Origin of the sequence: Pseudomonas fluorescens (assembly GCF_000802965.1) — a bacterium.
Classification (GTDB): domain Bacteria; phylum Pseudomonadota; class Gammaproteobacteria; order Pseudomonadales; family Pseudomonadaceae; genus Aquipseudomonas; species Aquipseudomonas fluorescens_A.
Genome location: NZ_JSAK01000013.1, coordinates 192,992 through 218,094, shown reverse-complemented (window position 1 = coordinate 218,094; position 25,103 = coordinate 192,992). Strand labels below are relative to the sequence as shown.

23 protein-coding genes, 4 tRNA genes and 1 pseudogene are annotated in these 25,103 nt (G+C 59.1%); 18 read left to right on the top strand and 10 right to left on the bottom strand.

Annotated elements, in window-relative coordinates; all coding sequences use genetic code 11:
* Nucleotides 1-2 precede the first annotated feature (2 nt).
* The 9 genes from folK to NL64_RS11825 all read left to right on the top strand — a co-directional run bounded on the left by folK (nucleotide 3) and on the right by NL64_RS11825 (nucleotide 12,287).
* Nucleotides 3-488: a 2-amino-4-hydroxy-6-hydroxymethyldihydropteridine diphosphokinase gene (gene folK, locus NL64_RS11865; protein ID WP_034148266.1), complete on the top strand. Its 486-nt coding sequence runs from the start codon at nucleotides 3-5 to the stop codon at nucleotides 486-488.
* 382 nt (nucleotides 489-870) lie between these two features.
* Nucleotides 871-1,671, top strand: coding sequence for a 3-methyl-2-oxobutanoate hydroxymethyltransferase (gene panB / locus NL64_RS11860; RefSeq protein ID WP_034148265.1), 801 nt, complete (start codon nucleotides 871-873; stop codon nucleotides 1,669-1,671).
* Nucleotides 1,668-2,528 carry a pantoate--beta-alanine ligase gene (panC, locus tag NL64_RS11855; protein WP_034148264.1) on the top strand — a complete coding sequence of 287 codons (861 nt, stop codon included), beginning with the start codon at nucleotides 1,668-1,670 and terminating at the stop codon, nucleotides 2,526-2,528. Before panB ends, panC begins: the two co-directional genes overlap by 4 nt.
* Nucleotides 2,529-2,665: 137 nt before the next feature.
* Nucleotides 2,666-3,046 (top strand): aspartate 1-decarboxylase, encoded by a 381-nt coding sequence (panD, locus tag NL64_RS11850; protein ID WP_003228271.1) that lies wholly within the window; start codon nucleotides 2,666-2,668, stop codon nucleotides 3,044-3,046.
* Between the two features lie 247 nt (nucleotides 3,047-3,293).
* Nucleotides 3,294-4,958 (top strand): glucose-6-phosphate isomerase, encoded by a 1,665-nt coding sequence (pgi, locus tag NL64_RS11845; RefSeq protein WP_034148263.1) that lies wholly within the window; start codon nucleotides 3,294-3,296, stop codon nucleotides 4,956-4,958.
* A gap of 171 nt (nucleotides 4,959-5,129) precedes the next feature.
* Entirely contained in the window at nucleotides 5,130-7,067 is a 1,938-nt protein-coding gene (acs, locus tag NL64_RS11840) for an acetate--CoA ligase (protein WP_034148262.1), read from the top strand.
* Nucleotides 7,068-7,173: 106 nt separating this feature from the next.
* Complete coding sequence (locus NL64_RS11835; RefSeq protein ID WP_034148261.1) at nucleotides 7,174-8,046, top strand: oxygenase MpaB family protein; 873 nt, start codon at nucleotides 7,174-7,176, stop codon at nucleotides 8,044-8,046.
* 176 nt (nucleotides 8,047-8,222) lie between these two features.
* Nucleotides 8,223-9,239 (top strand): class I SAM-dependent rRNA methyltransferase, encoded by a 1,017-nt coding sequence (locus tag NL64_RS11830; RefSeq protein WP_034148260.1) that lies wholly within the window; start codon nucleotides 8,223-8,225, stop codon nucleotides 9,237-9,239.
* A 93-nt stretch (nucleotides 9,240-9,332) separates the two neighbouring features.
* Nucleotides 9,333-12,287, top strand: a complete 2,955-nt coding sequence (locus NL64_RS11825; protein ID WP_034148259.1) for a DUF748 domain-containing protein — start codon at nucleotides 9,333-9,335, stop codon at nucleotides 12,285-12,287.
* Between the two features lie 310 nt (nucleotides 12,288-12,597).
* On the opposite strand, the gene NL64_RS11820 is transcribed toward NL64_RS11825, so the two are convergent.
* A complete protein-coding gene (locus NL64_RS11820) occupies nucleotides 12,598-12,951 on the bottom strand; it encodes a BON domain-containing protein (RefSeq protein WP_034148258.1) in 354 nt (117 codons plus the stop codon).
* Between the two features lie 308 nt (nucleotides 12,952-13,259).
* Nucleotides 13,260-13,679 (bottom strand): pilin, encoded by a 420-nt coding sequence (locus NL64_RS11815; protein ID WP_034148257.1) that lies wholly within the window; start codon nucleotides 13,677-13,679, stop codon nucleotides 13,260-13,262.
* A gap of 225 nt (nucleotides 13,680-13,904) precedes the next feature.
* Between NL64_RS11815 and pilB the strand changes: the two genes are divergently transcribed.
* From pilB to yacG, 5 genes are read left to right on the top strand one after another with little or no spacing between them, the layout of a single operon-like run.
* Nucleotides 13,905-15,605, top strand: coding sequence for a type IV-A pilus assembly ATPase PilB (gene pilB / locus NL64_RS11810; protein WP_034148256.1), 1,701 nt, complete (start codon nucleotides 13,905-13,907; stop codon nucleotides 15,603-15,605).
* Between the two features lie 2 nt (nucleotides 15,606-15,607).
* Entirely contained in the window at nucleotides 15,608-16,825 is a 1,218-nt protein-coding gene (locus tag NL64_RS11805; RefSeq protein WP_034148255.1) for a type II secretion system F family protein, read from the top strand.
* Between the two features lies 1 nt (nucleotide 16,826).
* A complete protein-coding gene (locus tag NL64_RS11800; protein ID WP_034148254.1) occupies nucleotides 16,827-17,699 on the top strand; it encodes a prepilin peptidase in 873 nt (290 codons plus the stop codon).
* Nucleotides 17,696-18,319: a dephospho-CoA kinase gene (gene coaE / locus NL64_RS11795; protein WP_034148253.1), complete on the top strand. Its 624-nt coding sequence runs from the start codon at nucleotides 17,696-17,698 to the stop codon at nucleotides 18,317-18,319. Before NL64_RS11800 ends, coaE begins: the two co-directional genes overlap by 4 nt.
* Nucleotides 18,316-18,516: a DNA gyrase inhibitor YacG gene (gene yacG / locus NL64_RS11790; protein ID WP_034148252.1), complete on the top strand. Its 201-nt coding sequence runs from the start codon at nucleotides 18,316-18,318 to the stop codon at nucleotides 18,514-18,516. Before coaE ends, yacG begins: the two co-directional genes overlap by 4 nt.
* A 25-nt stretch (nucleotides 18,517-18,541) precedes the next feature.
* Here yacG and NL64_RS11785 read toward each other — a convergent pair whose 3' ends face one another.
* Both NL64_RS11785 and NL64_RS11780 read right to left on the bottom strand, forming a co-directional pair.
* Nucleotides 18,542-19,231: an energy-coupling factor ABC transporter permease gene (locus NL64_RS11785; RefSeq protein WP_034148251.1), complete on the bottom strand. Its 690-nt coding sequence runs from the start codon at nucleotides 19,229-19,231 to the stop codon at nucleotides 18,542-18,544.
* On the bottom strand, nucleotides 19,228-19,695 hold the full coding sequence (locus tag NL64_RS11780) for a hypothetical protein (protein ID WP_034148250.1): 468 nt from the start codon (nucleotides 19,693-19,695) through the stop codon (nucleotides 19,228-19,230). The genes NL64_RS11785 and NL64_RS11780 overlap by 4 nt, the downstream gene beginning before the upstream one ends.
* A gap of 128 nt (nucleotides 19,696-19,823) precedes the next feature.
* Here NL64_RS11780 and NL64_RS11775 point away from each other — a divergent pair, with 128 nt between their 5' ends.
* Genes NL64_RS11775 through NL64_RS11760 form a run of 4 tightly spaced genes read left to right on the top strand, consistent with a single transcriptional unit; the run spans nucleotide 19,824 to nucleotide 22,531 of the window.
* On the top strand, nucleotides 19,824-20,450 hold the full coding sequence (locus NL64_RS11775) for a DUF1780 domain-containing protein (RefSeq protein WP_007970534.1): 627 nt from the start codon (nucleotides 19,824-19,826) through the stop codon (nucleotides 20,448-20,450).
* A complete protein-coding gene (locus NL64_RS11770; protein WP_034148249.1) occupies nucleotides 20,447-20,947 on the top strand; it encodes an MOSC domain-containing protein in 501 nt (166 codons plus the stop codon). The genes NL64_RS11775 and NL64_RS11770 overlap by 4 nt, the downstream gene beginning before the upstream one ends.
* Before the next feature lie 51 nt (nucleotides 20,948-20,998).
* Nucleotides 20,999-21,172, top strand: coding sequence for a DUF3094 domain-containing protein (locus NL64_RS11765; RefSeq protein ID WP_007970531.1), 174 nt, complete (start codon nucleotides 20,999-21,001; stop codon nucleotides 21,170-21,172).
* Nucleotides 21,173-21,232: 60 nt separating this feature from the next.
* Complete coding sequence (locus tag NL64_RS11760) at nucleotides 21,233-22,531, top strand: NAD(P)/FAD-dependent oxidoreductase (protein ID WP_034148248.1); 1,299 nt, start codon at nucleotides 21,233-21,235, stop codon at nucleotides 22,529-22,531.
* A gap of 99 nt (nucleotides 22,532-22,630) precedes the next feature.
* Here NL64_RS11760 and NL64_RS31070 read toward each other — a convergent pair whose 3' ends face one another.
* From NL64_RS31070 to NL64_RS11735, 6 genes and pseudogenes are all read right to left on the bottom strand, one after another.
* Nucleotides 22,631-23,494 carry a methyl-accepting chemotaxis protein gene (locus NL64_RS31070; RefSeq protein ID WP_437176912.1) on the bottom strand — a complete coding sequence of 288 codons (864 nt, stop codon included), beginning with the start codon at nucleotides 23,492-23,494 and terminating at the stop codon, nucleotides 22,631-22,633.
* Nucleotides 23,486-24,256 (bottom strand): annotated as a pseudogene (locus NL64_RS31065) (MCP four helix bundle domain-containing protein); the annotation flags it as partial. The pseudogene NL64_RS31065 and the gene NL64_RS31070, both read right to left, overlap by 9 nt.
* A 419-nt stretch (nucleotides 24,257-24,675) precedes the next feature.
* Nucleotides 24,676-24,752: transfer RNA gene (locus NL64_RS11750), tRNA-Pro, on the bottom strand.
* Nucleotides 24,753-24,848: 96 nt separating this feature from the next.
* Nucleotides 24,849-24,924 (bottom strand) — tRNA-Lys (locus NL64_RS11745).
* 5 nt (nucleotides 24,925-24,929) lie between these two features.
* A tRNA-Pro gene (locus tag NL64_RS11740) sits at nucleotides 24,930-25,006 on the bottom strand.
* Nucleotides 25,007-25,015: 9 nt separating this feature from the next.
* Nucleotides 25,016-25,091, bottom strand: a tRNA-Asn gene (locus NL64_RS11735).
* Between the last annotated feature and the right edge of the window lie 12 nt (nucleotides 25,092-25,103).

Below are 25,103 nucleotides of genomic sequence, written 5' to 3'. Positions count from 1 at the left end.
TCATGGAGCGCATCTACATCGGCATGGGCAGCAATCTGGCTGAACCCGCCGAACAACTGCGCAGCGCTGTCGAAGCGCTGTCGCGGTTGCCGCAATCGAAACTGGTCGAGGTTTCGGCGTTTTATCAAAGCGACTCGCTGCTCCCCGGCCAACCGCGTTACACCAACGCGGTCGCGGCCCTCGACAGTGCGTTGGCGCCGCTGGATTTGCTGGACGCCTTGCAAGCCATCGAGAACGAACAGGGTCGCGAGCGTCTTGAACGTTGGGGACCGCGCACGCTGGACCTCGACATTGTGTTGTTCGGTGACCGTCTGATCGACGAGCCTCGCCTCAAGGTGCCGCACTATCACCTGCAGGAACGGGCCTTCGTCCTGTATCCGCTGGCTGAATTGGCGCCTGCTGATTTGCGTCTGGCGGACGGTCGCCATCTCAGCGAGTTGCTCGCTGACTGCCCGTTCGTCGGGTTGGAACGCCTAACTACAAATTGACACAAATCCCTGTAGGAGTGAGCCTGCTCGCGATTAGCGATCCGGCATTCAGCAGAAATGTTGACTGCCATTACGCCATCGCGAGCAGGCTCGCTCCTACATTGGTTTGTAGAGGACGAAAATCCGCGACAAACCCCACCCAGCCTGCTGAATCGCATCAGTCCCCACCGGTAACACCCCCGACGTAACAATGCGGTAACACATGCAATTGACTTCCCGAGTTCTCCTCACGACTATAGGCGTCCCGCTGCCGCCAACACGGCGTTGAAGGGCGCAATCCAGGCCTTACAAGCACGACAACAGACCGTGCGCCTGTATTTAACGAAGAATCACGCGCGTTACTCGCAGTAGTTTCCACAGCGCCTGAATGAGGAACATTTTCATGCCAGCCATCACCCTGACCACCCTGCAAGGTCTCAAGCAAAAAGGTGAAAAAATCACCATGCTGACCTGCTATGACGCGACCTTCGCCCACGCCTGCAATCAGGCTGGCGTTGAAGTGCTGCTGGTGGGCGACTCCCTCGGCATGGTTTTGCAGGGCCACGACAGCACCCTGCCCGTCACCACTGCCGACATGGCTTACCACGTGGCAGCCGTCAAACGCGGTAACACCGATGCGTTGATCCTCGCCGACCTGCCCTTCATGGCTTATGCCACCACCGAGCAAGCCATGATCAACAGCGCCCTGTTGATGCAGGCCGGCGCGCACATGGTCAAAGTCGAGGGCGCATTGTGGCTGGCGGACTCGATCCGCCTGCTCGCCGAACGTGGCATTCCCGTCTGCGCGCACCTGGGTCTGACGCCGCAATCGGTGAACATCCTCGGCGGCTACAAGGTTCAGGGCCGTAATGAAAACCAGGCGCGGCAGATGCGTGCCGACGCGATTTCCCTGGAACAGGCCGGCGCGGCGATGCTGCTGCTCGAATGCGTGCCGAGCGAACTGGCCGAAGAAATTACTCAGGCGGTGAAAATTCCGGTGATCGGCATCGGTGCCGGCAACCGCACCGATGGCCAGGTGCTGGTCCTGCACGACATGCTCGGCCTGTCGATTACCGGTCGCGTACCGAAATTCGTGAAGAACTTCATGACCGGCCAGGCAACCATTCATGCCGCCCTGAGCGCTTACGTCACTGAAGTCAAAGCGGCGACATTCCCTGGCATCGAACACGGATTCTCTGCATGAACACCGTAAAAACCGTACGCGAACTGCGCGCCGCCGTGGCCCGCGCCCGTGGCGAAGGCAAGCGCATCGGCTTCGTGCCGACCATGGGCAACCTGCACAGCGGCCATGTCGCGCTGATTACCAAAGCCACCCAACGGGTGGATTTCGTAGTCGCGAGTATTTTCGTCAACCCGCTGCAATTTGGTGCCGGTGAAGACCTCGACAAGTATCCACGCACCCTCGCGGCCGATCAGGAAAAACTGCTCGAAGCCGGTTGCGACTTGCTGTTCGCGCCGACCGTTGAAGAAATGTACCCCGACGGCATGGCCGGCCAGACCCGGGTCAGCGTTCCGCAATTGTCCGAAGGCCTGTGCGGCGCCAGCCGTCCGGGGCATTTCGAAGGTGTGGCAACGGTGGTCAGCAAGCTGTTCAACATGGTCCAGCCGGACCTGGCGATTTTTGGCCAGAAAGACTTCCAGCAACTGGCGGTGATTCGCGCATTGGTCCATGACCTGAACATGCCGATCCAGATCATTGGCGAGCCGACCGTTCGCGCGGCCGATGGCCTGGCGCTGTCGTCGCGCAATGGCTTCCTCAGCGAAGATCAGCGCGCCGTTGCGCCGGTGGTGTATCGCACGCTGAGCGAGATCGCTGATTCGATCAAGCAGGGTCAACGGGATTTCCCGGCGCTGATCAACGCACAGGTAAAGCAGCTCGAAGCCGCTGGCCTGCGTCCGGATTACCTGGAAATCCGCCATGCGCTGACCTTGCGCCCGGCGACTCCCGAAGACCGCGACCTGGTGATTCTGATGGCGGCCTTCCTGGGCTCGACGCGGTTGATCGACAACTTGCATCTGAACCTCGATACGCCAGCTTAAAGACAAGATCAAAAGATCGCAGCCTTCGACAGCTCCTACATGGATTTGCGCAAGGCTGCGATCTTTTGTGGCGTATTGCCGCCCCCAATACCATTGGGCACAATACCCGCCGTTCGATTCCGACCTGGGAAACACTCATGCACGCCATCATGCTCAAAGCCAAGCTGCATCGCGCCGAAGTCACCCACGCTGTTCTCGATTACGAAGGCTCTTGCGCCATCGACGGCGAATGGCTGGACCTGTCCGGCATCCGTGAGTACGAACAGATCCAGATCTACAACGTCGACAACGGCGAACGCTTCACCACCTACGCCATTCGTGGCGAAGAGGGTTCGCGCATGATCTCGGTCAACGGTGCCGCCGCGCACAAGGCCAAGGTCGGCGATCGCGTAATCATCTGCGCTTACGCTCATTACAGCGAAGCCGAACTGCTCAACTTCAAGCCGCGCATGCTCTACATGGCGCCGGGCAATGAACTGAGCCACACCAGCAACGCCATTCCGGTTCAGGTCGCCTGATCGAACCCGCCATTCTCCTCCCCGGAAACCCCCTCTATTGTCCTCGCCTGCCGTACCGGTATAAAAAAGTACCGGTCGCAGGTCAGACAAAGCCAAGACAGATCACCCCGCGAGGTTTACTGTTACCGGTCTGCGCTATTTAATCGTGTGCACGCAGGCTGACCGGACTTCGCCCAATCAGTGGTCGAGACATTCCGGGACTTTCAGTGTCATAAAAGCCGTTCAAGTAAAAAGGAAACCCGCAGCGATGGCGTATTACCGCACCCCTCACGACGTTACCGCTCTGCCTGCCTGGCAAGCGTTGAAAGACCACCGCCAAGCCATGCAGGATTTCAGCATGCGCGAGGCCTTCAATGCCGACCCGCAGCGCTTTACTCAATTTACCCTCAGCAGTTGCGGCCTGTTTCTCGACTATTCGAAAAACCTGATTAACGCCGAGACCCGCGACTTGCTGGTGGGCCTGGCCAATGAAGTCGATCTCAAGGGCGCGATCAAGTCGCTGTTCGACGGCGAAATCGTCAACGCTTCCGAGGGTCGCCCGGCCCTGCACACCGCGCTGCGCCGTCCAGTCGGCGACAAGCTGTCGGTCAATGGCGTCAACGTGATGCCTGAAGTGCACAAAGTGCTGAACCAGATCACTGACCTTGTGGGCCGCATCCACGACGGTCTGTGGCGCGGTTACACCGAGAAGCCGATCACCGACGTGGTGAACATCGGCATCGGTGGCTCGTTCCTCGGCCCTGAACTGGTGTCCGAAGCGCTGCTGTCCTACGCCCAGAAAGGCGTGCGTTGCCATTACCTGGCGAACATCGACGGCAGCGAGTTCCACGAACTGGCCATGAAGCTGCGCGCCGAGACCACGCTGTTCATCGTCTCGTCGAAATCCTTCAACACCCTCGAAACCCTGAAAAACGCCCAGGCTGCCCGCGCGTGGTACCTGGCCCAGGGTGGTTCGGAAGCCGAGCTGCACCGTCACTTCATCGCGGTATCGAGCAACAATGCCGCAGCCATCGCGTTCGGCATCCGTGAAGAAAACATCTTCCCGATGTGGGACTGGGTCGGCGGCCGCTACTCTCTGTGGTCCGCCATCGGCCTGCCGATTGCCCTGGCCATCGGCATGTCGAACTTCAAGGAACTGCTGTCCGGTGCCTACACCATGGACCAGCACTTCCTGACCGCCCCGTTTGAACAGAACATGCCAGTGCTGCTGGCCTTGCTCGGCGTGTGGTACGGCAACTTCTGGGGCGCACAGAGCCACGCGATCCTGCCGTATGACCACTACCTGCGTAACATCACCAAGCACTTGCAACAGCTGGACATGGAATCCAACGGCAAGAGCGTGCGCCAGGACGGCACTCCCGTCAGCACCGACACCGGCCCGGTCATCTGGGGCGGCGTGGGTTGCAACGGTCAGCACGCCTACCACCAGTTGCTGCACCAGGGCACCCAACTGATCCCGGCCGATTTCATCGTGCCGATCGTCAGCTTCAACCCGGTGGCCGACCACCATCAGTGGCTGTACGCCAACTGCCTGTCGCAGAGCCAGGCGCTGATGCTCGGCAAAACCCTTGCCGAAGCGCAAGCCGAACTGCGCGACAAAGGCATGAGCGAAGAAGAAATCCAGAAACTCGCGCCGCACAAGGTGATCCCGGGCAACCGTCCGAGCAACACCCTGGTGGTGGAACGCATCAGCCCGCGTCGTCTCGGCGCTCTGGTGGCGATGTACGAACACAAAGTTTTCGTGCAAAGCGTGATCTGGGGCATCAATGCCTTCGACCAATGGGGCGTGGAGCTGGGCAAGGAACTGGGCAAAGGCGTCTACAACCGTCTGGTCGGCAGCGAAGAAGCGCCGGCTGACGACGCGTCCACCCAAGGGCTGATCAACTACTTCCGTGGTCGTCACCGCGGGTGATCTGACGCGACCCTGCGTGTGGTACTAACCTTGTAGGAGCCGGCTTGCTGGCGAAAGCGGTGTCTCAGTCGACAAAAATGTTGAATGACACATCGCTTTCGCCAGCATGCCGGCTCCTACGAGGGTCGCGCAGCTCCCCTCTTGTCGCCAAAACAACAAGAAGGAACCGTCATGTTCGATATCAGCACGTTCCCCAAAGCCGATGCCGTCCGCCGGGCTGCACAACTGAGTCAAGACGACTACCACCGTCTGTACCGCGAATCCATCGAACACCCCACCACGTTCTGGGCCGAACAGGCCACCCGCTTCCTCGACTGGAGCGCTCCATGGGACACCGTTCAGCGCTACAACCTGAAAACCGGCGAGGCCAGCTGGTTTGCCGGCGGCCAGTTGAACGTCAGCTACAACTGCATCGACCGTCATCTTGACAAGCGCGGCGATCAAATCGCGATCATCTGGGAAGGCGACGACCCCGCTGAATCCACGCAAATCACTTACAAAAAACTGCATCACTACGTCTGCCGCCTGGCCAACGTGCTCAAAAGCCGTGGCGTGAAAAAAGGCGACCGCGTGTGCATCTACATGCCGATGATCCCCGAAGCGGCCTACGCCATGCTCGCCTGTACGCGCATCGGTGCGGTGCATTCGGTGGTGTTTGGCGGTTTCTCCCCGGATTCCTTGCGTGACCGGATTCTCGATGCCGATTGCCGCACGGTGATCACCGCCGATGAAGGCGTGCGCGGCGGCAAATTCGTGCCTCTCAAGCAGAACGTCGACAAGGCACTGCAAAGTTGCCCGGACGTCAGCACCGTGGTCGTGGTCGAGCGCACGCAGAACCCGGTGAACTGGGTCGAGGGCCGCGACCTCTGGTATCACCAGGCACTGCGCGACGTCAGCGACGATTGCCCGCCCGAACCGATGGACGCCGAGGACCCGCTGTTCATCCTCTACACCTCCGGCAGCACCGGCAAACCCAAAGGTGTGTTGCACACCACTGGCGGCTACCTGCTGCAAGCGGCGATGACCTTCAAATACGTGCTCGATTATCGCGACGGTGAAGTCTTCTGGTGCACCGCCGATGTCGGCTGGGTCACCGGCCACAGTTACATCGTCTACGGTCCACTGGCCAACGGCGCCACCACGCTGATTTTCGAAGGCGTGCCGAGCTACCCGAGCACTTCGCGTTTCTGGCAAGTGATCGACAAACACAAAGTGAACATCTTCTACACCGCCCCCACTGCCCTGCGTTCCTTGATGCGTGAAGGTCCCGGACCGTTGAAGGAAACGTCCCGCGCCAGCGTCAGACTGCTCGGCACTGTAGGTGAGCCGATCAACCCGGAAGCGTGGGAATGGTATTTCCATGTGGTCGGCGAAGAGCGTTGCCCGATCGTCGATACCTGGTGGCAGACCGAAACCGGCGGCATCATGCTCAGCCCGCTGGTGAGCGCGCAACGGATCAAACCCGGCTGCGCCACACAACCGATGTTCGGCGTACAACCGGTGCTGCTCGACGAACAGGGCAAGGAAATCAAAGGCGCCGGCAGCGGCGTTTTGGCGATCAAGTCCAGCTGGCCGGCGCAGATCCGCAGCGTCTACCGCGACCCGCAACGGATGGTCGACACCTACTTCAAACCCTACCCCGGCTATTACTTCACCGGTGACGGTGCACGCCGCGACGAGGATGGCGACTACTGGATCACCGGGCGTATAGACGACGTGATCAACGTGTCCGGACACCGCATCGGTACCGCTGAAGTGGAAAGCGCATTAGTGCTGCATGACAGCATTGCCGAGGCCGCCGTGGTCGGGTATCCCCATGACGTCAAAGGCCAGGGCATCTACGCCTTTGTCACGCCCATGAACGGCACCGATCCCAACGATGAGCTGAAGAAAGAATTGCTGGCCCACGTCAGCAAGGAAATCGGCAGCTTCGCCAAACCGGACCTGATCCAATGGGCACCGGCCTTGCCGAAAACCCGTTCGGGCAAGATCATGCGGCGTATCCTGCGCAAGATCGCCTGCAATGAATTGGATAGCCTTGGGGATACCTCGACCCTGGCCGATCCGAGCGTGGTACAAGGTTTGATCGAAAAACGCCTGAATCAGTAAATTGCTTTTCGTAGGAGCCGGCTTGCTGGCGATGGCGGTCTTGAGGACGCTATCGCCAGCAAGTCGGCTCCTACAGGTTGTTATTAATCTTCGCCACTGAGTCGCCATGGAATTCATCCGCACCCGCATCGAAACCCAAGTCATGAGCCTGACCGGTCTGTCCCTGGGCAAGCTTGATCTGGAAAACCCCAAGGGTGATCCCGGGCTGTTCGGGCCGGATTCGGTGAGCTGGCAAGTGCACGGCGATTTCAGCAGCATGCTCATCGGCGGCATCAGTGCCCTGATGCTGCAAGCGCTGCATCCGCTGGCCCTGGCTGGCGTGTGGGACCACTCGAATTTTCGCGAAGACATGCTCGGCCGCCTGCGCCGAACCGGGCAGTTCATCTCCGGCACCACCTTCGGCTCAAAGCAGGACGCCGACTGGCTGATCGAAAAAGTCCGCACCATTCACCTGCAAGTCACCGGCACCGCGCCCGATGGCCGACCCTACGCCGCCAGCGATCCCGACCTGCTGACCTGGGTACACGTGGCTGAGGTCAGCAACTTCCTCGCCGCGCATTTGCGCTATCGAAATCCGCACTTGTCCCTGGCCGATCAAGATCGGTATTACGCTGAAATCGCGCTGGTGGCAGAACGCCTTGGCGCCCGTGACGTGCCGCGCTCACGGCAGGAAATTTCCGATTACCTGGAGAGCATTCGTCCGCAACTGCTGTGCGACGCGCGCAGCCGTGAAGTGCTGCGGCTGTTGTTGAACGCCCCGTCGCCCAGCCGCTTGGCCAGGCCTTTTGGTGGTTTGATGATGCAGGCTGGCATTGACCTGCTGCCGGACTGGGCCAGTGACATGCTCGGCGTGAGTCAAGGCCCATTGCAACGCAAACTGATCCGCGCCAGCGTCAATCGCAGTGCGCCGATGTTGCGCTGGGCAGTGCGCAATGGCTCGGTGCAGCGGGCCAAGCGGCGGATGGGTTTGCTGACCTGACCTCCGGACTCTGTGGCGAGGGAGCTTGCTCCCGCTGGGCTGCGAAGCGGCCCCAAAATTCCGGGACATTTCGATTTTTTGCGAGCGCTGCGCACTCGAGCGGGAGCAAGCTCCCTCGCCACAGGTGCAATACTGTTAAACTCCCGCGCCAAATTACCTCCTGCAAGGCGCTCAGCATGTCTTCCTTGAATCAGGCGCTGCGCGCCGCCCTCGATCATCGTCAGGACCTGCTCGCCGAGCTGCACAGCCAGGGCACCGACTGCTATCGCCTGTTCCACGGCAGCCAGGAAGGCGCTGGTGGCCTGACCATCGACCGTTACGGTCCGCAACTGATGGTGCAAAGTTTCCATCAGTCGCTGGAACGCGAAGACCTGCTGCACCTGCACGAAACGATCAACAGCCATTTGGGCCTGGAAACCCTGTTGGTCTACAACGACCGCTCCCGCGGCAACTCGCGCATCGACCGCGAAGATACCGTCTACCGCGCCGACGAAGCCGCGCTGCAAGACCTGGTTGGCCACGAATGGGGTCTCAATTACCGGGTCCGTGGCCGCCACGCCGGGCAGGATCCGCTATTGTTCCTCGACCTGCGCAACACCCGCGGCTGGGTCAAGGACCACAGCAAAAATAAAAGTGTGCTCAACCTGTTTGCCTACACCTGTGGCGTCGGCCTCAGTGCTGCGGCCGGTGGCGCCAGCGAGGTGTGCAACCTCGACTTCGCAGAAGGCAACCTGGCGGTCGGTCGTGAAAACGGCCTGCTCAACCCGCAATTGCCAACCATGCAATTCATCCAGTCCGATTACTTCCCGGCGATCCGCCAATTGGCCGGTCTGCCCATCAGCCAGCGTCGCGGGCAAAAACTGCCGAGCTATCAGCGCCTGGATCAGCGCCAGTACGACCTGGTGCTGCTGGATCCGCCAGCCTGGGCCAAGAGTGCTTTCGGCACCGTCGACCTGCTGCGCGACTACCAGAGCCTGCTGAAACCGGCCCTGCTGACCACGGCCGACAACGGCGTACTGATCTGCTGCAACAACCTCGCAAAAGTCAGCATGGACGATTGGCGCGAGCAGGTTTTGCGTTGCGCGGAGAAATCCGGTCGCCCCGTACGCGAGTGGACGGTGATGAAACCGGGCGGCGATTTCCCGTCGATGGATCAGCAACCACCGCTGAAAACCTTGATTCTGCAGCTCTGAAGGACGTCGGACTAATCTGAAAGATCGTCAATCGGCGGATTGCTTCGGAACCGGAATCGCGTGCCATACTCCAAGGCACTCCGATTCAGACAGATGAAGCCATACATGTACAAAGGATTGATTCGCGCCCTCGGCGCCTTGTTGACTGCTCTGGCTCTCTACAGTCTGCTGGGCTTTCTGATTTTGCCGGGCATCGCGTTGCGCGTTGCCAACCAACAATTGGCCAACTACGCCACGACGCCCGCCACCATCCAACGGATCGAACTCAATCCGTTCAGCCTCGAACTGACCGTTTGGGGCCTGAACATCGGCGACCCCGGCAAGGAACAGATCGGCTTCGAACGCCTGCACGCCAACTTGCAGATCGACAGCCTCTGGACCAAGGCGCTGCATCTGTCCGACATCGAACTGGAAAAATCCAAGACCGAAGTCATCTTCACCAAGGACGGCAAACTCAATCTGCGCAGCTTGTTCAAACTGCCAGTGAGCGAGCCAACGCCGGACGACCCCAATGCCAAGCCGTTCCCGCTGCGCATTGACCGGATCAAACTGGCTGGCGGCGCCTTGCACTTCAAGGATGAACGCCCCAGCGAACCCATCGAATTTCTCTACGACCAACTCGACTTCGAACTCAAACACCTCAGCACCCTGCCCGAAGACAGTGCGGACATGGAGTTGGTGGCTGTCGGCCCCAATGGTGGACAAGTCGACTGGACAGGCAACTTCAGCCTGATTCCGTTCGCCTCTGAAGGTAAGTTGAAAATTACCGATGGCAAGATGAAAGCCTTTTGGCCCTATGTTCGCGATGCGGTGCCTCTGGACCTCGAAAGCGGGGTAATGAGCCTCAGCACTGACTACAAACTCAGCCTGGCCAAGGAAACCGAACTGCTGCTGAGCAATGTCGCCGTCAGCGTGGCGCCCTTCGCCATCAAGGCTCCGGACGGTCGGCCGCTGGTGAAACTTGAGCGACTGGACGTCAGCGAAACCACCATCGACCTGGCCAAGCAGCAGGTAGTGGTCGGCAAGGTCCGCAGCCATAAACTCGAAACCTGGGCCGCCCTCGAAGCCGACGGCCAACTCGACTGGCAAAAATTGTTCGCCAGCCAACCGTCCAGACCGGTCGCCAAGGCCAACGCCGAGCCCATCAGCGCGCCGGCCGCCGCCGATTCTCCGAAACCTGAGCCGGCGGCACCGAGCAAACCCTGGCAAGTGCTGCTCAACGATGTGCAATTGCGCGATTACCAGGTGCATCTGGCCGACCGCAAGGCGCAACCCGCCGTGGCGCTGGAACTGGGCCCGCTGAACCTCGACTTGCAGAAATTCGACAGCCTCAATGGCTCACCCTTTACGCTCAAGCTCGATACCGGGGTGGGCAAGCAAGGCAAGCTCACGGCGGACGGCGAGGTCAATCTGGCGCCGGTCAGCGCCAAACTCAATGTACAGACCAAAGACATCGACCTGCGCGTCGCCCAGTCTTACATCAACCCGTTCATTCGCCTGGAACTGCGCAGCGGCATGCTCGGCAGCGATCTGGCGGTCAACCTGAAAAGCACCGAACCGCTGGCCTTGACTGTCACCGGCCGCGCCCAGGTCGATCAACTGCACACCCTCGACACCTTGAAAACCCGCGACTTCCTCAAATGGCAGCAGCTGGTGGTTGAAGGTCTGAACTATCAGCACGGTGACAGCCTGACGATCGACAAGGTCAACCTGTTCCAGCCCTATGCGCGCTTCATGATCAACGACGACCGCACCACCAATATCGATGACCTGCTGATCCCGCAACCGCCCGACTCCGGCGCGAAGACCGCTGGGGCCAAACCCGCCGCCAGCAAAGACAAGCCACTGGGTATCCACATCGGCGGCATTGCGATCAATGACGGCTCGGCCAACTTCGCCGACTTCAGCCTGACGCCGAACTTCGCCACCGCCGTCCAACAACTCAACGGGCAGATCGGCACCATCGACAGTCGCCAGGCGAAACCGGCGAGCGTCGACATCAAGGGCAAGGTCGACCGCTATGCACCGGTGACCATCAAGGGCGCGGTCAACCCGTTCGACCCGATGGCCAGCCTCGACATCGCCACCAGTTTCAAACGTGTGGAGCTGACCACGCTGACGCCCTACTCCGGCAAATTCGCCGGCTACCGCATCCGCAAGGGCCGGCTCAATCTCGACCTGCATTACAAGATCACCAAGGGCCAGCTCCAGGCCGAAAACAAAGTGGTGGTCGAACAACTGCAACTGGGTGAAAAAGTCGACAGCCCGGACGCCGTGAGCCTGCCGTTGAAACTGGCGATTGCCTTGCTTAAGGACGTCGACGGCAAGATTTCCATCGAACTGCCGGTGACGGGCGACTTGAATAACCCGCAGTTCAGTGTGATGCCGATTGTCTGGCAGACCCTGCGCAACCTGATCGTCAAGGCTGCCGCGGCACCGTTCAAACTGATTGGCGGCCTGGTCACCGGCGGTGGTTCGGAAGACTTGGGCACCGTGTCCTTCGCACCAGGCTCAAGCGACCTGAGCAAGGACGCCGAAGCCGCGCTGGTCAAGCTGTCCCAGGCCCTCAAGGAACGCCCGGCCCTGCGCCTGGAAATCGAAGGCACCGCCGCCAAGAGCAGTGACGGCCCGTTGATTGCCGAACAACGACTGGAGCGTGAATACCAGTACAACTACTACAAAATGCTCCAGCGTCGCGGCGATAAGGTGCCGGCGAAAGCGAATCTGCTGGAAGTGCCCGACAGCGAGAAAGGTCCGCTGCTGGAAGGGATCTACCGCACACGCCTGAAAACCCAACCGCCGGCCGAATGGAAAGACCTGGGCAAAGAAGAACGCACCGCGAAAATGCGTGCTGACGTGATTCAGTTCTGGAGCTCCAGTGAGGTGCTGTTGCGGGAGTTGGGTCAGGAACGCGCCAGCAGCATCAAGGACTATCTGGTCGACAAGGGTCAACTGGCCGATGACCGTGTGTACTTCATCGATGCCCAGTTGGGTGAGGCGGAGAAGGACGGCAAGGTCATTACGCCGATGCACCTGGACGCCGAGTGATGGGTACCGATTGGTACAGATCAACAATAGACGCGGCAGTTGAATACAGCACATAACCATGTGGGAGTGAGCCTGCTCGCGATAGCGGTGTATCAGTCAACGTAGATGTTGGCTGATACATCGCTATCGCGAGCAGGCTCACTCCCACACTTGTTTTGTGCAGTCCACAATAGAACAGGCCCCGACACGAATGCCGGGGCCTGTAATGGCCACATCCCTATGGCCGTTCGCATGAACTCCTCAGATGCGGCAGACGTATGACTCGGCCCGTCTACCGCGCCTTCTCCCGGTTCAGGCGAGAAGTCTTGCCTTACTCGGCTTTCAGGCCGTCAGCGGAGACCGCTTTGACGCCTTTGATTTTCTTGGTGATCGCCACGGCAGTAGCTTTCTGACTCTCAGTCACTGCAACAGTGGAGGACAGGGAAACCACACCTTTGTTGGTTTCAACCTTGATGTCAGTGCCAGGAATGCCTTTTTCGGTTACCAGGTCGGTTTTGACTTTGGTCGTGATCCAGGTATCGGAAGTGGCTTCTTCGGCTTTGGTGACTTCACCGGTGGCCACCATCAATGGAGCTTGTGTGGCCTGAGTCTGGGCAAATGCAACGTTGGCCATGGTCAGGGTCAGCGCGGTAGCAGTAGCGGCAGCGATAGCGAACTTCTTCATACGAGTAACTCCTGTTTTTCTGGAAAGTCTGCTGGGTTGATTGTCAGCAGGGTTACCAGAGATATTGCGAACGCTGTGCCAACTTTGAAACACTCAACAAATCGTTATAAATCAATAGGTTATAAAATCACCCAATTTTCGGAATCATGCAAAATGCAAGACTTCGACATTCTCTACATGCAAGTTGCCGGTTTTGAGCAAGGCCTAAGGCCATGAATTATCGAAACTTTCTCATTTACATTGGATTTTCATCCGCTGAATAAAAAATACCCCGCGCAAGGCGGGGTATCTGGCTACAAAACGCTGGATCAGACCTTCGGAACAACACCTGCACAGCCTTTAGGCGCGTAGTCCTGATCGACGCCGGTGGCGCATGTCCAGCCAGCCAATGTGCGCGTCAGGGTAATTGTTTTGTTCAACACCGGCCCCGGAGCATTGAGAATCGTGCAAGCGATCGTTCCCGTGCCGTCAGCCGCCTTGCCCGAAGCCGTCGTGGTGCAGTTGGAGGTCGTTGCTGTACCGCCAATTTTGGTCAGATCTGGATCGGTCCCTTGATTCAGCACGTCTTCGAACGGCACCTTCAATGCCGAAATCTCCGCCAGACCCGCCGTCACTTTGGCCCGCGCCTGATACTTCGAATAAGCCGGGATCGCAAACGTTGCCAGAATCCCGATGATCGCCACCACGATCAACAGCTCGATCAGGGTAAAACCTTTTTGATTGTTCATAGACAGCCTCCGTGCATGAGTCGAAATCTCATGATCTGGATCTGTATCAGCACAGCCCATGCCAAGGCCCACGAGGCTTGTTCACTGGGAGCGCGTTGGCGGCAGCGCCCTTTCCTACCCCCAGGATCCGCACTATCTGACAGTTTTTGTCACCTCACCGCCCCTGGTTTGGTTACGCCCGTTGACTAGGCTATAAGTCATGAATTGTCTGCGTCCGGTATCTCAATGAATGACATCGCCCTCAGCGGTCTGGCCAAGCAATTGGTCCTGGTCGAGCTGCTCACTGACAAAAGCGCGCAACAGGCGTATCAGCAAGCTCAACGCAATCACCTGTCCCTGGTCAGTTACCTGGTGCAGAACAAACTGGTGAAAAGCCGCCAGGTCGCCGAGATCGCTTCGGAACACTTCGGCATGGCCCTGATGGATCTCAACACCCTGGACAGGGAAACCCAGCCCAAAGACCTGGTCAGCGAGAAACTGGTGCGCAAGCACCACGCCCTGCCCCTCTGGCGTCGCGGCAACAAGCTGTTCGTGGGGATTTCCGATCCGACCAATCACCAGGCCATCAACGACATCCAGTTCAGCACCGGACTCACCACCGAAGCCATCCTGGTGGAAGACGACAAGCTCAGCGACGCCATCGAGAGATTCTTCGACACCTCTGGCTCCGGCCTGGAAGACATGGCCGACGTTGACCTCGACAGCCTCGATATCGAAGCTACCGACGAAAAGCGCCAGGACGCCATTGTCGGCCAGGATGCCGATGACGCGCCGGTGGTGCGCTTCGTCCACAAAATGTTGCTTGATGCGATCAGGAGCGGCTCTTCCGACCTGCATTTCGAGCCCTACGAGAAGATCTACCGTGTGCGGATGCGCACCGACGGCATTTTGCGTGAAGTGGCCAAGCCACCAATCCAACTGGCCAACCGCATCGCCGCACGCCTGAAAGTCATGGCCAGTCTCGACATCTCCGAGCGCCGCAAACCCCAGGACGGGCGAATCAAGATGCGCCTGACCAAGAGCAAATCCATCGACTTGCGGGTCAACACCCTGCCAACCCTGTGGGGCGAAAAAGTGGTACTGCGGATTCTCGACCCGTCCAGCGCGCAAATCGGCATCGACGCCCTCGGCTATGAACCCGATCAGAAAGACCTGTACATGACCGCCCTCAGGCAGCCACAGGGGATGATTCTGGTGACAGGCCCCACCGGCTCGGGCAAGACCGTATCGCTCTATACCGGGCTGAACATTCTCAACACCGTGGACATCAACATCTCCACCGCCGAAGACCCGGTAGAGATCAACATGGAAGGCATCAACCAGGTCAACGTCAATCCGAAGCAGGGCATGGATTTCGCCCAGGCACTGCGCTCCTTTCTGCGTCAGGACCCGGACGTGATCATGGTCGGCGAGATACGCGACCTCGAAACCGCCGAAATCGCCATCAAGGCAGCCCAGACCGGTCACCTGGTGCTGTCGACCCTGCACACCAACAGCGCCGCGCAAACTCTGACCCGCCTGCACAACATGGGCATTCAGGGCTTCAACATTGCCACCTCGGTCAGCCTGATCATCGCCCAGCGTCTGGCGCGCAAGTTGTGCAGTCATTGCCGCGTGCCGCTGGAGATTCCCCGCGAGACGCTGCTCAAGGAAGGCTTCCCCGAGGAACGCATCGGCACATTCACGATCTATGGGCCGGTCGGTTGCGATCACTGCAACGGCGGCTACAAAGGGCGAGTGGGGATTTATGAAGTGGTGAAGAACACACCGGACTTGCAACGCCTGATCATGGCCGAGGGCAACTCACTGCAAATCGACGAGCAGATGCGCAAGGACGGATTCAATGACTTGCGCACTTCCGGCCTGCTCAAAGCCATGCAGGGCATTACCAGCCTTGAAGAAATCAACCGGGTCACCAAGGACTGAACATGGCGGTCAAAGCAGCGAAAATCAGCGTGTACGCCTGGGAAGGCACCGACCGCAAAGGCACGAAAATCAACGGCGAACTGACCGGCCAGAATCCCGCGTTGATCAAAGCGCAATTGCGCAAACAAGGCATCAAACCCGGCCGGGTGCGCAAGAAAACCGTCTCGCTTTTCAACATGGGCAAACGCATCAAGGCCCAGGACATCGCCCTTTTCACCCGTCAGATGGCGACCATGATGAAAGCCGGCGTGCCGCTGTTGCAGTCGTTCGACATCATCGGCGAAGGCTTCGATAACCCAGCCATGCGCAAGCTGGTGGACGAGGTGAAACAGGAGGTCGCGGCGGGCAACAGCTTCGCTGCGGCACTGCGCAAAAAACCTCAATACTTCGATGAGTTGTACTGCAACCTGGTGGACGCCGGCGAGCAGGCGGGTGCGCTGGACACCCTGTTGGAACGGGTAGCGACCTACAAGGAAAAGAGCGAAAGCCTCAAGGCCAAGATCAAGAAAGCCATGACCTACCCGCTGGTGGTGGTGTTCGTGGCGATCATCGTCACTGGCATTTTGCTGGTCAAAGTGGTGCCGCAATTCCAGTCGGTGTTCGAAGGGTTTGGCGCGCAGTTGCCCGCCTTCACGGTGATGGTCATCGGCCTGTCGCGGTTCATGCAGGACTGGTGGTGGATGATGCTCGGCGTGTTGATCGTTGGGTTCTTCACTGCCCGCCACGCCTTCAAGACATCGCAGGTTTTTCGCGACCGGATGGACACCTGGCTGCTGAAACTGCCGTTGGTGGGCACTTTGATGTACAAGTCCGCCGTGGCCCGTTATGCCCGCACGCTGTCGACCACTTTCGCCGCCGGCGTGCCCTTGGTGGAAGCCCTTGAGTCGGTGGCCGGTGCCACCGGCAACGTTGTGTTCAAGCGTGCGGTGCTGCGCATCAAGCAGGACGTTTCGACGGGCATGCAGCTGAACTTCGCCATGCGCACTTCCGGTATTTTTCCGAACATGGCGATACAGATGACGGCCATTGGCGAAGAGTCCGGCGCCCTTGACGATATGCTCGACAAGGTCGCGGGCTTCTACGAGGACGAGGTCGACAATATGGTCGATAACCTCACCAGCCTGATGGAGCCGTTCATCATGGTTGTGCTGGGTGCTATTGTCGGCGGCCTGGTGGTTGCGATGTACCTGCCCATCTTCCAACTTGGCTCAGCGATCTGACATGCCCTTGAACGAAATTCTCGCTCACAACCCGCTGGTCTTCATCATCATTGCCGGGGTGATCGGCCTGTTGGTCGGCAGCTTTCTCAACGTGCTGATCTGGCGCCTGCCGAAAATGCTCGAACGCGATTGGCGCGTGCAGGCCCACGACATTCTCGGGCTGCCCGGCGAAACGCCGCTGCCGACCTTCAACCTGATGCTGCCCCACTCCCAATGTCCCAACTGCGCTCATCGGATTCGCGCCTGGGAAAACATTCCCGTACTCAGTTTTGTGTGCCTGCGTGGTCGCTGCTCGGCCTGCAAGACGCCAATCAGCAAACGCTACCCGCTGACCGAATTGGCGTGCGGTTTGTTGTCGGCATTTATTGCCTGGCACTTCGGTTTCGGCTGGCAAGCCTGCATGACGCTGCTGCTGACCTGGGGCCTGTTGGCCATGAGCCTGATCGACGCCGAGCATCAACTGCTGCCGGATGTGCTGGTGCTGCCGCTGATGTGGCTGGGGTTGATCGTCAACAGCCTCGGTTTGTTCGTGCCATTGCATGAAGCGTTATGGGGCGCAATTGCCGGCTACATGGCGCTGTGGTCAGTGTTCTGGCTGTTCAAGCTGATCACCGGCAAGGACGGCATGGGCCATGGCGACTTCAAGTTACTGGCGATGCTTGGCGCCTGGGGCGGCTGGCAGATCTTGCCGCTGACCATCCTTTTATCGTCCCTGGTCGGGGCAGTGGTCGGCGTGATTTACCTGCGTTTGCGCAACGCGAAAACCTCGACACCCATACCCTTCGGCCCGTATCTGGCCATCGCTGGCTGGATTGCCTTGCTCTGGGGTGTTCAAATAACCGACTTCTATTGGCAGTTTGTCGGTTTGAAATGAATACCCCTGTGGAAAAACCCTGGATTCTCGGCCTGACCGGCGGCATCGGCAGCGGCAAAAGCGCGGCGGCCCAACACTTCATCGATCTCGGTGTGCATGTGGTCGACGCCGATCACGCCGCACGCTGGGTCGTAGAGCCTGGCCGTCCGGCGCTGGCAAAAATCGCCGAGCACTTCGGCCCCGGCGTGTTGCAGGCTGATGGGCAACTGGACCGCGCCGCGCTGCGCAAGCTGATCTTCGAAGTGCCGGATGAACGCCGCTGGCTCGAAGCCTTGCTGCATCCGCTGATCGCAGAAGAAATCGCTCATCATCTGGCGCTGGCAAAATCACCTTACGCGATTCTGGTTTCGCCACTGCTGATTGAATCCGGGCAGTACGCCATGACCCAGCGGGTACTGGTGATCGATGCCCCCGAACAGCTACAGATCGACCGCACCCTGCAGCGTGACCAGACCAGCGAAGAGCAGGTCAAGGCGATCCTCAAGGTTCAATCCAGCCGGGAGGACCGCATAAGCCATGCCGACGAGGTGCTGGTCAACGATCGCGACCTCGCCTGGCTGCACAGTGAGGTTGAACGCCTGCACCACCTTTACCTAACTTTGCCTGGAGGCCAGTCATGAGCCAGATCCCAACCGTCGAATGCCCGACCTGCGGCGCCCCCGTCGAATGGAGCGCCGAGAGCAAATTCCGGCCGTTCTGTTCCGACCGTTGCAAACTGATCGACCTCGGCGCCTGGGCGTCGGAAGAGCACAAGATCCCGGTGGCACCGGATGCCGAGGACGAATTGTTCAGCGGCGATTTCGATCCGCGTCACTGATTCACGGGAACGTCGACGATTTCAATCAAGACTTGGGATCGTCGTCTTTCCAGGGCGCCGACAGGTAGCGCGTGCGGTTGAAGGTTTCCAGCCATTCCGGGCAGAACACCACCAACGCACTGACCACCATGCCGTTGATAAAAGCCTCCGGAAAAACCAGCAGCCATAGATAACCGACAAAATCTTCCAGCCAGTACGGCATGGCAAATATCCCGTCGAACCAAAGCAACCAAAGCGCCAGCAACAGGCACAGCAACGCCGACAACGCCGCTGCAAAAAAACCGGAAACGAAGATATACACAAAGGGATTACGCGGCTGCGCACGCTCCACCAGGATCGCGCAGCACTCGGTCACCAATACCGGCAGCACGATCAATAGCGCGCCATTGACTCCCATCGCCATCAGGTCCTGACGACCCAACAACATCAGGCCGGTTTGTGCCACCAGTCCACCGACAATCGCCAGCGGCCAGTCCAGCAACAACGTCACCGCCGTCATGCCGATGAAGTGATAGGACACGCCGGTATCGAAATCCCGCCGCACCAGCCACAGCATGAACAACGCGAATACCGTGCCGAACAGCAAATGCTGACGGCGACTGTCGGTGAACAACTCGACCCACGGCGCGCGCCAGATCGCCCACAGCACCACTGGCCCGAAAATCAACCAACCGACCGTCAGGCTCTGCGGTGACAGCAGTTCGGCGCCGATCATGGGCGAGACATCTCCAATGCCTCATGCAATTGCGCGGCGGTGGCGTACTCGTGCTGTGCCACCACCTGGCCTTCCTTGAGTTGTAACCACAGCACTTTATCCACAGGGCCGGGATAACGCGGTGCCACGCGCCCTTCTCGATCCAGCATCACCCGATAGTTGTAATCTCGCATGGCCGGTACCGCGAACATCTTGGCGACGAGCCGTGGCATGCGCTGAATATCAGCGATAAACACTGCGTGACGAGCCTCCAGATAGCCTTTGGGCTGACCTTGCAGCGCCGCATCGACCAGTTTCGCGCCATCCATGCTGCGTGCCACCAGCAGCGTCTCAGTGCGACTATCGAGGGTGAACGCCTGATCGAACTGATCGAGCAACGTCCACGGGGCCAGCCGATCGCCCACCTCAAGCGCATTGGCCCACAGCGGCAGAAGTCCAAGCAGCAACACCGTCCAATATTTCACATTCGACTCCTTGATCGATCGCACAGGTAGTGGCCATCAGTCTACACCGCCACCTTCAAGCGACCCGTAAAGCTGTTTTACCGTCTAACGCTTTCTGCTTGTCGCATTTGAACGCTAAGCTTGGGCCTATGGATGACTCAGATTATTTACGCCTGCTGACCATCGCGGCCGAGCAAGCCAACGCGTTCCTGTCCAATGCCCGCAAATGGGAGCGTGAGCGTTGGGTCTGCCAGCGCCTGCTGCAAGGCTTGAACATTCCTTATCGCGCCGACGAATTTGCCCCGGCCGGCGAGCCCCCGGACGTATTGTTTCGCGATGCCAGTTTCGAGGTGTTCTTCGTCCTCGACGAGGGCCGGCGCCTCAATGACGAATGGCGCGACGAGTTGCAACGGCGGCGCAGTGCGTTCTCCCTGAGCCAACTGGTTCGGCGCGAGGCCAAGCCCCGACGCATTCCGGCCAACGAGTTCTTGCTGCGACTGGCACCGACCTTGCGCAAAAAAGCGCACAACTACAAAGAACGCGGCATGGATCTGGGCGAACTGGACATCATTGCCTTCGCCAGTCTCAAGCGTGAAGTGCTTGACCTCAATAGCCATTTCCCACCACCCACCGAATACCTGCGCCAGGGCTGGCGTTCTCTGTCGTTGGTCGGTCCGACCTTCGCCCGCGTGTTGTTCGCCCATCCCGACGCCCCGGATTTCCTGCGCAGCAACCTGGGACGTAGCATCGTCTTCGATGTCGGGATCAGCCTGTGAGTCCATTGCAGGAGCTGATTGCCGATGTCCCGCAAACCGGCCGCGTACGCTGGATCGGCGTGCGCCCGGAGCGTCACGCGCCGATGATCGAACTGGATGCAGTGGAAGCGCGACTGGAGGCTGGCTTGACCGGTGACCGCGCCCGGCCGGGCGTACGCAATGCGCGGCAGGTGACGCTGATTCAGTGGGAACATCTGGCGGTAATCAGTTCGCTGATGGGCCGCCCGCTGCGGCGCAATCTCGTTATCAGTGGGATCAACCTGTTCAGTCTCAAGGGCCGGCGTTTCCGGATCGGCCAGGCGATTTTCGAAACAACGGGCTGGTGCCAGCCTTGCGCACGCCTGCAAAACAACCTCGGCCCGGGCACCTTTCAAGCCGTACGCGGACATGGCGGAATCACTGCCCGAGTGTTACAAAGTGGCATCATTCGCCTGGACGACACGGTGAGCGTCGAGCCCATTCCGGACACCGGCTATGCTCCGTTCATCGTTCGTTAAATCAGCCTGTAGCTTCTACACATTCAGCAACGTCTACCTGACGAGGCCTTTATGACCAGCCGCCTGAACCCCGACGACCAGAAGCATGTCGAAGAGTACCTGCAACTGTCCCAGCACCAAGTCGAGCGCCGGCCTTTCCGGCCGTGGATGCTCCTTGTACTGGTATTGGCAGTGACCATTGGTTTAGGCCTGTTGAGCCGACTTATCAGTTATCTGACGCTATGAGCTGCCTTGCGCTCGCTCGGTTGACTGCACCGATTTCCTTTAGCCTTGCGAGTTATCCCCATGTCCCATCGTATTGTTATTGTCGGCGGCGGCGCCGGCGGTCTGGAGTTGGCTACCCGTCTGGGTAAGACTCTGGGCAAGCGCGGCACGGCCAGTGTGATGCTGGTCGACGCGAACCTGACCCACATCTGGAAACCGTTGTTGCATGAAGTGGCGGCCGGTTCCCTGAACTCTTCCGAAGACGAACTCAACTATGTGGCCCAGGCCAAATGGAACCACTTCGAGTTCCAACTGGGGCGCATGAGCGGGCTCGATCGCACGCAGAAGAAAATCCAGCTCGCTGCCACTTATGACGAAGCCGGCCTGGAATTGGTGCCGGCGCGGGAAGTGGCTTACGACTCGCTGGTAATCTCCGTCGGCAGCACCACCAACGATTTCGGTACCCAAGGCGCGGCGCAACACTGCCTGTTCCTCGATACGCGCAAACAGGCTGAACGCTTCCACCAGCAATTGCTCAACCACTACCTGCGCGCCCATGCCGGGCAGACGGACAAGGTCGAGCAAATCAGCGTGGCGATCGTCGGCGCCGGTGCCACCGGGGTTGAACTGGCTGCCGAACTGCACAACGCCGCCCATGAACTGGCGGCTTACGGGCTGGACCGGATCAAACCGGAAAACATGCACATCACCCTGATCGAAGCCGGGCCTCGGGTACTGCCAGCCCTGCCGGAGCGGATCGGCGGACCTGTGCATAAAACCCTGGAGAAACTCGGGGTCAACGTCATGACCAATGCAGCGGTCAGCGAAGTCACGGCAGACAGCCTGATCACCGTGGATGGCAAAGTGATTAACGCCAGCCTGAAAGTCTGGGCCGCCGGGATTCGCGCACCGGGTTTCCTCAAGGACATCGATGGCCTGGAAACCAACCGCATCAATCAGCTGCAAGTGTTGCCAACCCTGCAAACCACCCGCGACAAGAACATCTTCGCCTTCGGTGACTGCGCGGCCTGCCCGCAACCGGGCACCGACCGCAACGTACCGCCGCGCGCCCAGGCCGCGCATCAACAGGCATCGTTGCTGGCCAAATCGCTGAAACTGCGGATCGAAGGCAAGGCGTTGCCGGAGTACAAATACACTGACTACGGCTCGCTGATCTCGCTGTCACGTTTTTCGGCTGTGGGTAACTTGATGGGCAACCTCACCGGCAGCGTGATGCTAGAAGGTTGGTTGGCGCGGATGTTTTACGTGTCGCTGTACCGCATGCACCAGATGGCGCTGTACGGACCGTTCCGCACGGCGATGCTGATGCTGGGCAGCAAGATCGGCCGCGGGACCGAGCCACGCCTGAAACTGCACTAATACCGCTCCCTGTAGGAGCTGCCGCAGGCTGCGATCTTTTGACTTTGCTTTTTGAACGCAAGATCAAAAGATCGCAGACTTCGGCAGCTCCTACATTTTTTACACGCGGAAACGCCGCACCATCCCCTGCAAGGCATTCGCCAGTTTCGACAATTCATGGCTCGACGCGCTGGTTTGATCAGCCCCGGCAGCCGAACGCACCGACAGATCACGAATGTTCACCAGGTTGCGATCAACCTCCCGCGCCACTTGCGCCTGTTCCTCAGCCGCGCTGGCGATCACCAGGTTGCGCTCATGAATTTCGTGCACCGACGCGGTAATGGTTTGCAGCGCCTCACCTGCCCGCTCAGCCAGAACCAATGTGCTGGCGGCACGGGAGGCACTGGCGTTCATGGCATCCAGGGCCAGACTCGAGCCGTTGCGCATGCCCTGCACCATTTGCTCGATTTCCTGAGTTGATTGCTGTGTGCGATAGGCCAGTGCACGCACTTCATCAGCCACCACCGCAAAACCTCGACCGCTCTCCCCCGCGCGCGCCGCCTCAATCGCCGCATTGAGCGCCAGCAGGTTGGTTTGCTCGGCAATCGCACGAATCACATCCAGCACCTTGCCGATGTCCTGGGACTGATTGGCTAGGGACCGAACCAACTCACCGGTGCTTTGCACTTCATTGGCCAACGAACTGATAGCGCTGGCAGTTTCGCTGACCCGCTCTTGCCCCAGATGCGCCGATTCACTGGACTGGCGGGTTGCGTCGGAGGTGGACACCGCGTTGCGTGCGACCTCTTCCACAGCAGTGGTCATTTCATTGACTGCCGTCGCGGCCTGTTCAATCTCGTTGTTCTGTTGTTGCAGACCTTGGGTGCTATCGAGGGTGACAGCGTTCAACTCATCGGCCGCCGTAGCCAATTGCGTGGCCGAACCACTGATGCCCTGCAGGGTTTCCCGCAGGTTTTGCTGCATGGTTGCCAAGGCCTTGAGCAAACGGCTGACTTCGTCACTGCCATGGGTTTCGATCGGCCGGGTCAGATCGCCCTGCGCTACATGTTCTGCGGCGCTTACGGCTTCGATCAGAGGACGGACGATGCTGCGGGTCAGCAGCATGGCCAGGCCAACGGTCGCCAACGCGGCAAGCGCGATGAACAGGCTGACGATCGTCCGCGATGTTTCGTAGTGAGCCGCGGACTTCTGACTTTCCGCGGCGACCTGCTTGGCGAACAGATCGGCCAAGTCGTTGAGCTGTTTGCCCGAACCATCGACTACAGTCTTCATGTCGACCAACAGCAGTTTGGTCAATTCGTCACGGCGACCTTGGTCGGCCAGGGTGAACGACTGGGCGATGCCGGTGCGGTAGGCAGCGAATGTGGTTTTGAATTGATCATACAAGGCCTGACCTTCGGCGGTGTCCACCAGCTTGTCGTAAGCGGCAATCTTCTCGCTCAGCTCTTTATCGCGGGTGTCCATCTGGCTGCGATAGACCGGAATATTCTTCGGGTCCTGATCCAGAGCCATGCGCAAGGAAATGGTGCGGATGCGCAGCATCAACTCGCGGATCTCGTCACCGCCGCGAATACTTGGCAACCATTGTTTCTCCACCGCCACCTCGCTCTCGCGAATACTCGACATTTGCCCCAGGGCAAAAATCCCGAGCAATGCTACGAGCACTGCGATCAAGGCAAACCCCAGTGCGGCACGAGGGGCAATATTCAACTGGCGAAGAAACATAACGAGTGCCTTTATTTTTGTTGGCTTTTGTGGAAGGCGATGCCCTGACAGCTCGTTATCGGCAGGTTGTACGACGACTTGAAAAGCGACGGACAAAAAAGGGGCTTCATGCAATCCCGCAAGACACGGATACCGCAAATCTCGTAGGAGCCGGCTTGCTGGCGATGGGTGCCTCGCGTTCACCCAGTCATCACGCGCTATCGTTATCGTTAACGCGCATCACGGGGTACGCATTCCCATGTAGGAGCTGCCGAAGGCTGCGATCTTTTGACTTTGCTTTTTGAAGGGCAAGATCAAAAGATCGCAGCCTTCGGCAGCTCCTACAGGGGTACGTGGGGTGGAACGATTGCGGTCGCAGTGCTCACCAGAAAAAAAGGCAAAAAAAATCCCCGTATCTTTCGATACGAGGATTTTTAATATGGTCGGGGTAAGGGGATTCGAACTCCTGACATCCTGCTCCCAAAGCAGGCGCGCTACCGGACTGCGCTATACCCCGGTAAAAAAAAGGCGACCTTTACAAGTCGCCTTCTTCGATCAGCGCTTTTGGCCTCTGATCTTAAGATCTGATCCCAGCGTTAACTGGTTTCAAAAATGGTGGGTCGTGTGGGATTCGAACCTACGACCAATTGGTTAAAAGCCAACTGCTCTACCAACTGAGCTAACGACCCAAAAATGGTCGGGGTAAGGGGATTCGAACTCCTGACATCCTGCTCCCAAAGCAGGCGCGCTACCGGACTGCGCTATACCCCGGTTTGAAATTGGCTCCGTGACCAGGACTCGAACCTGGGACCCAATGATTAACAGTCATTTGCTCTACCGACTGAGCTATCACGGAACTACATATTTC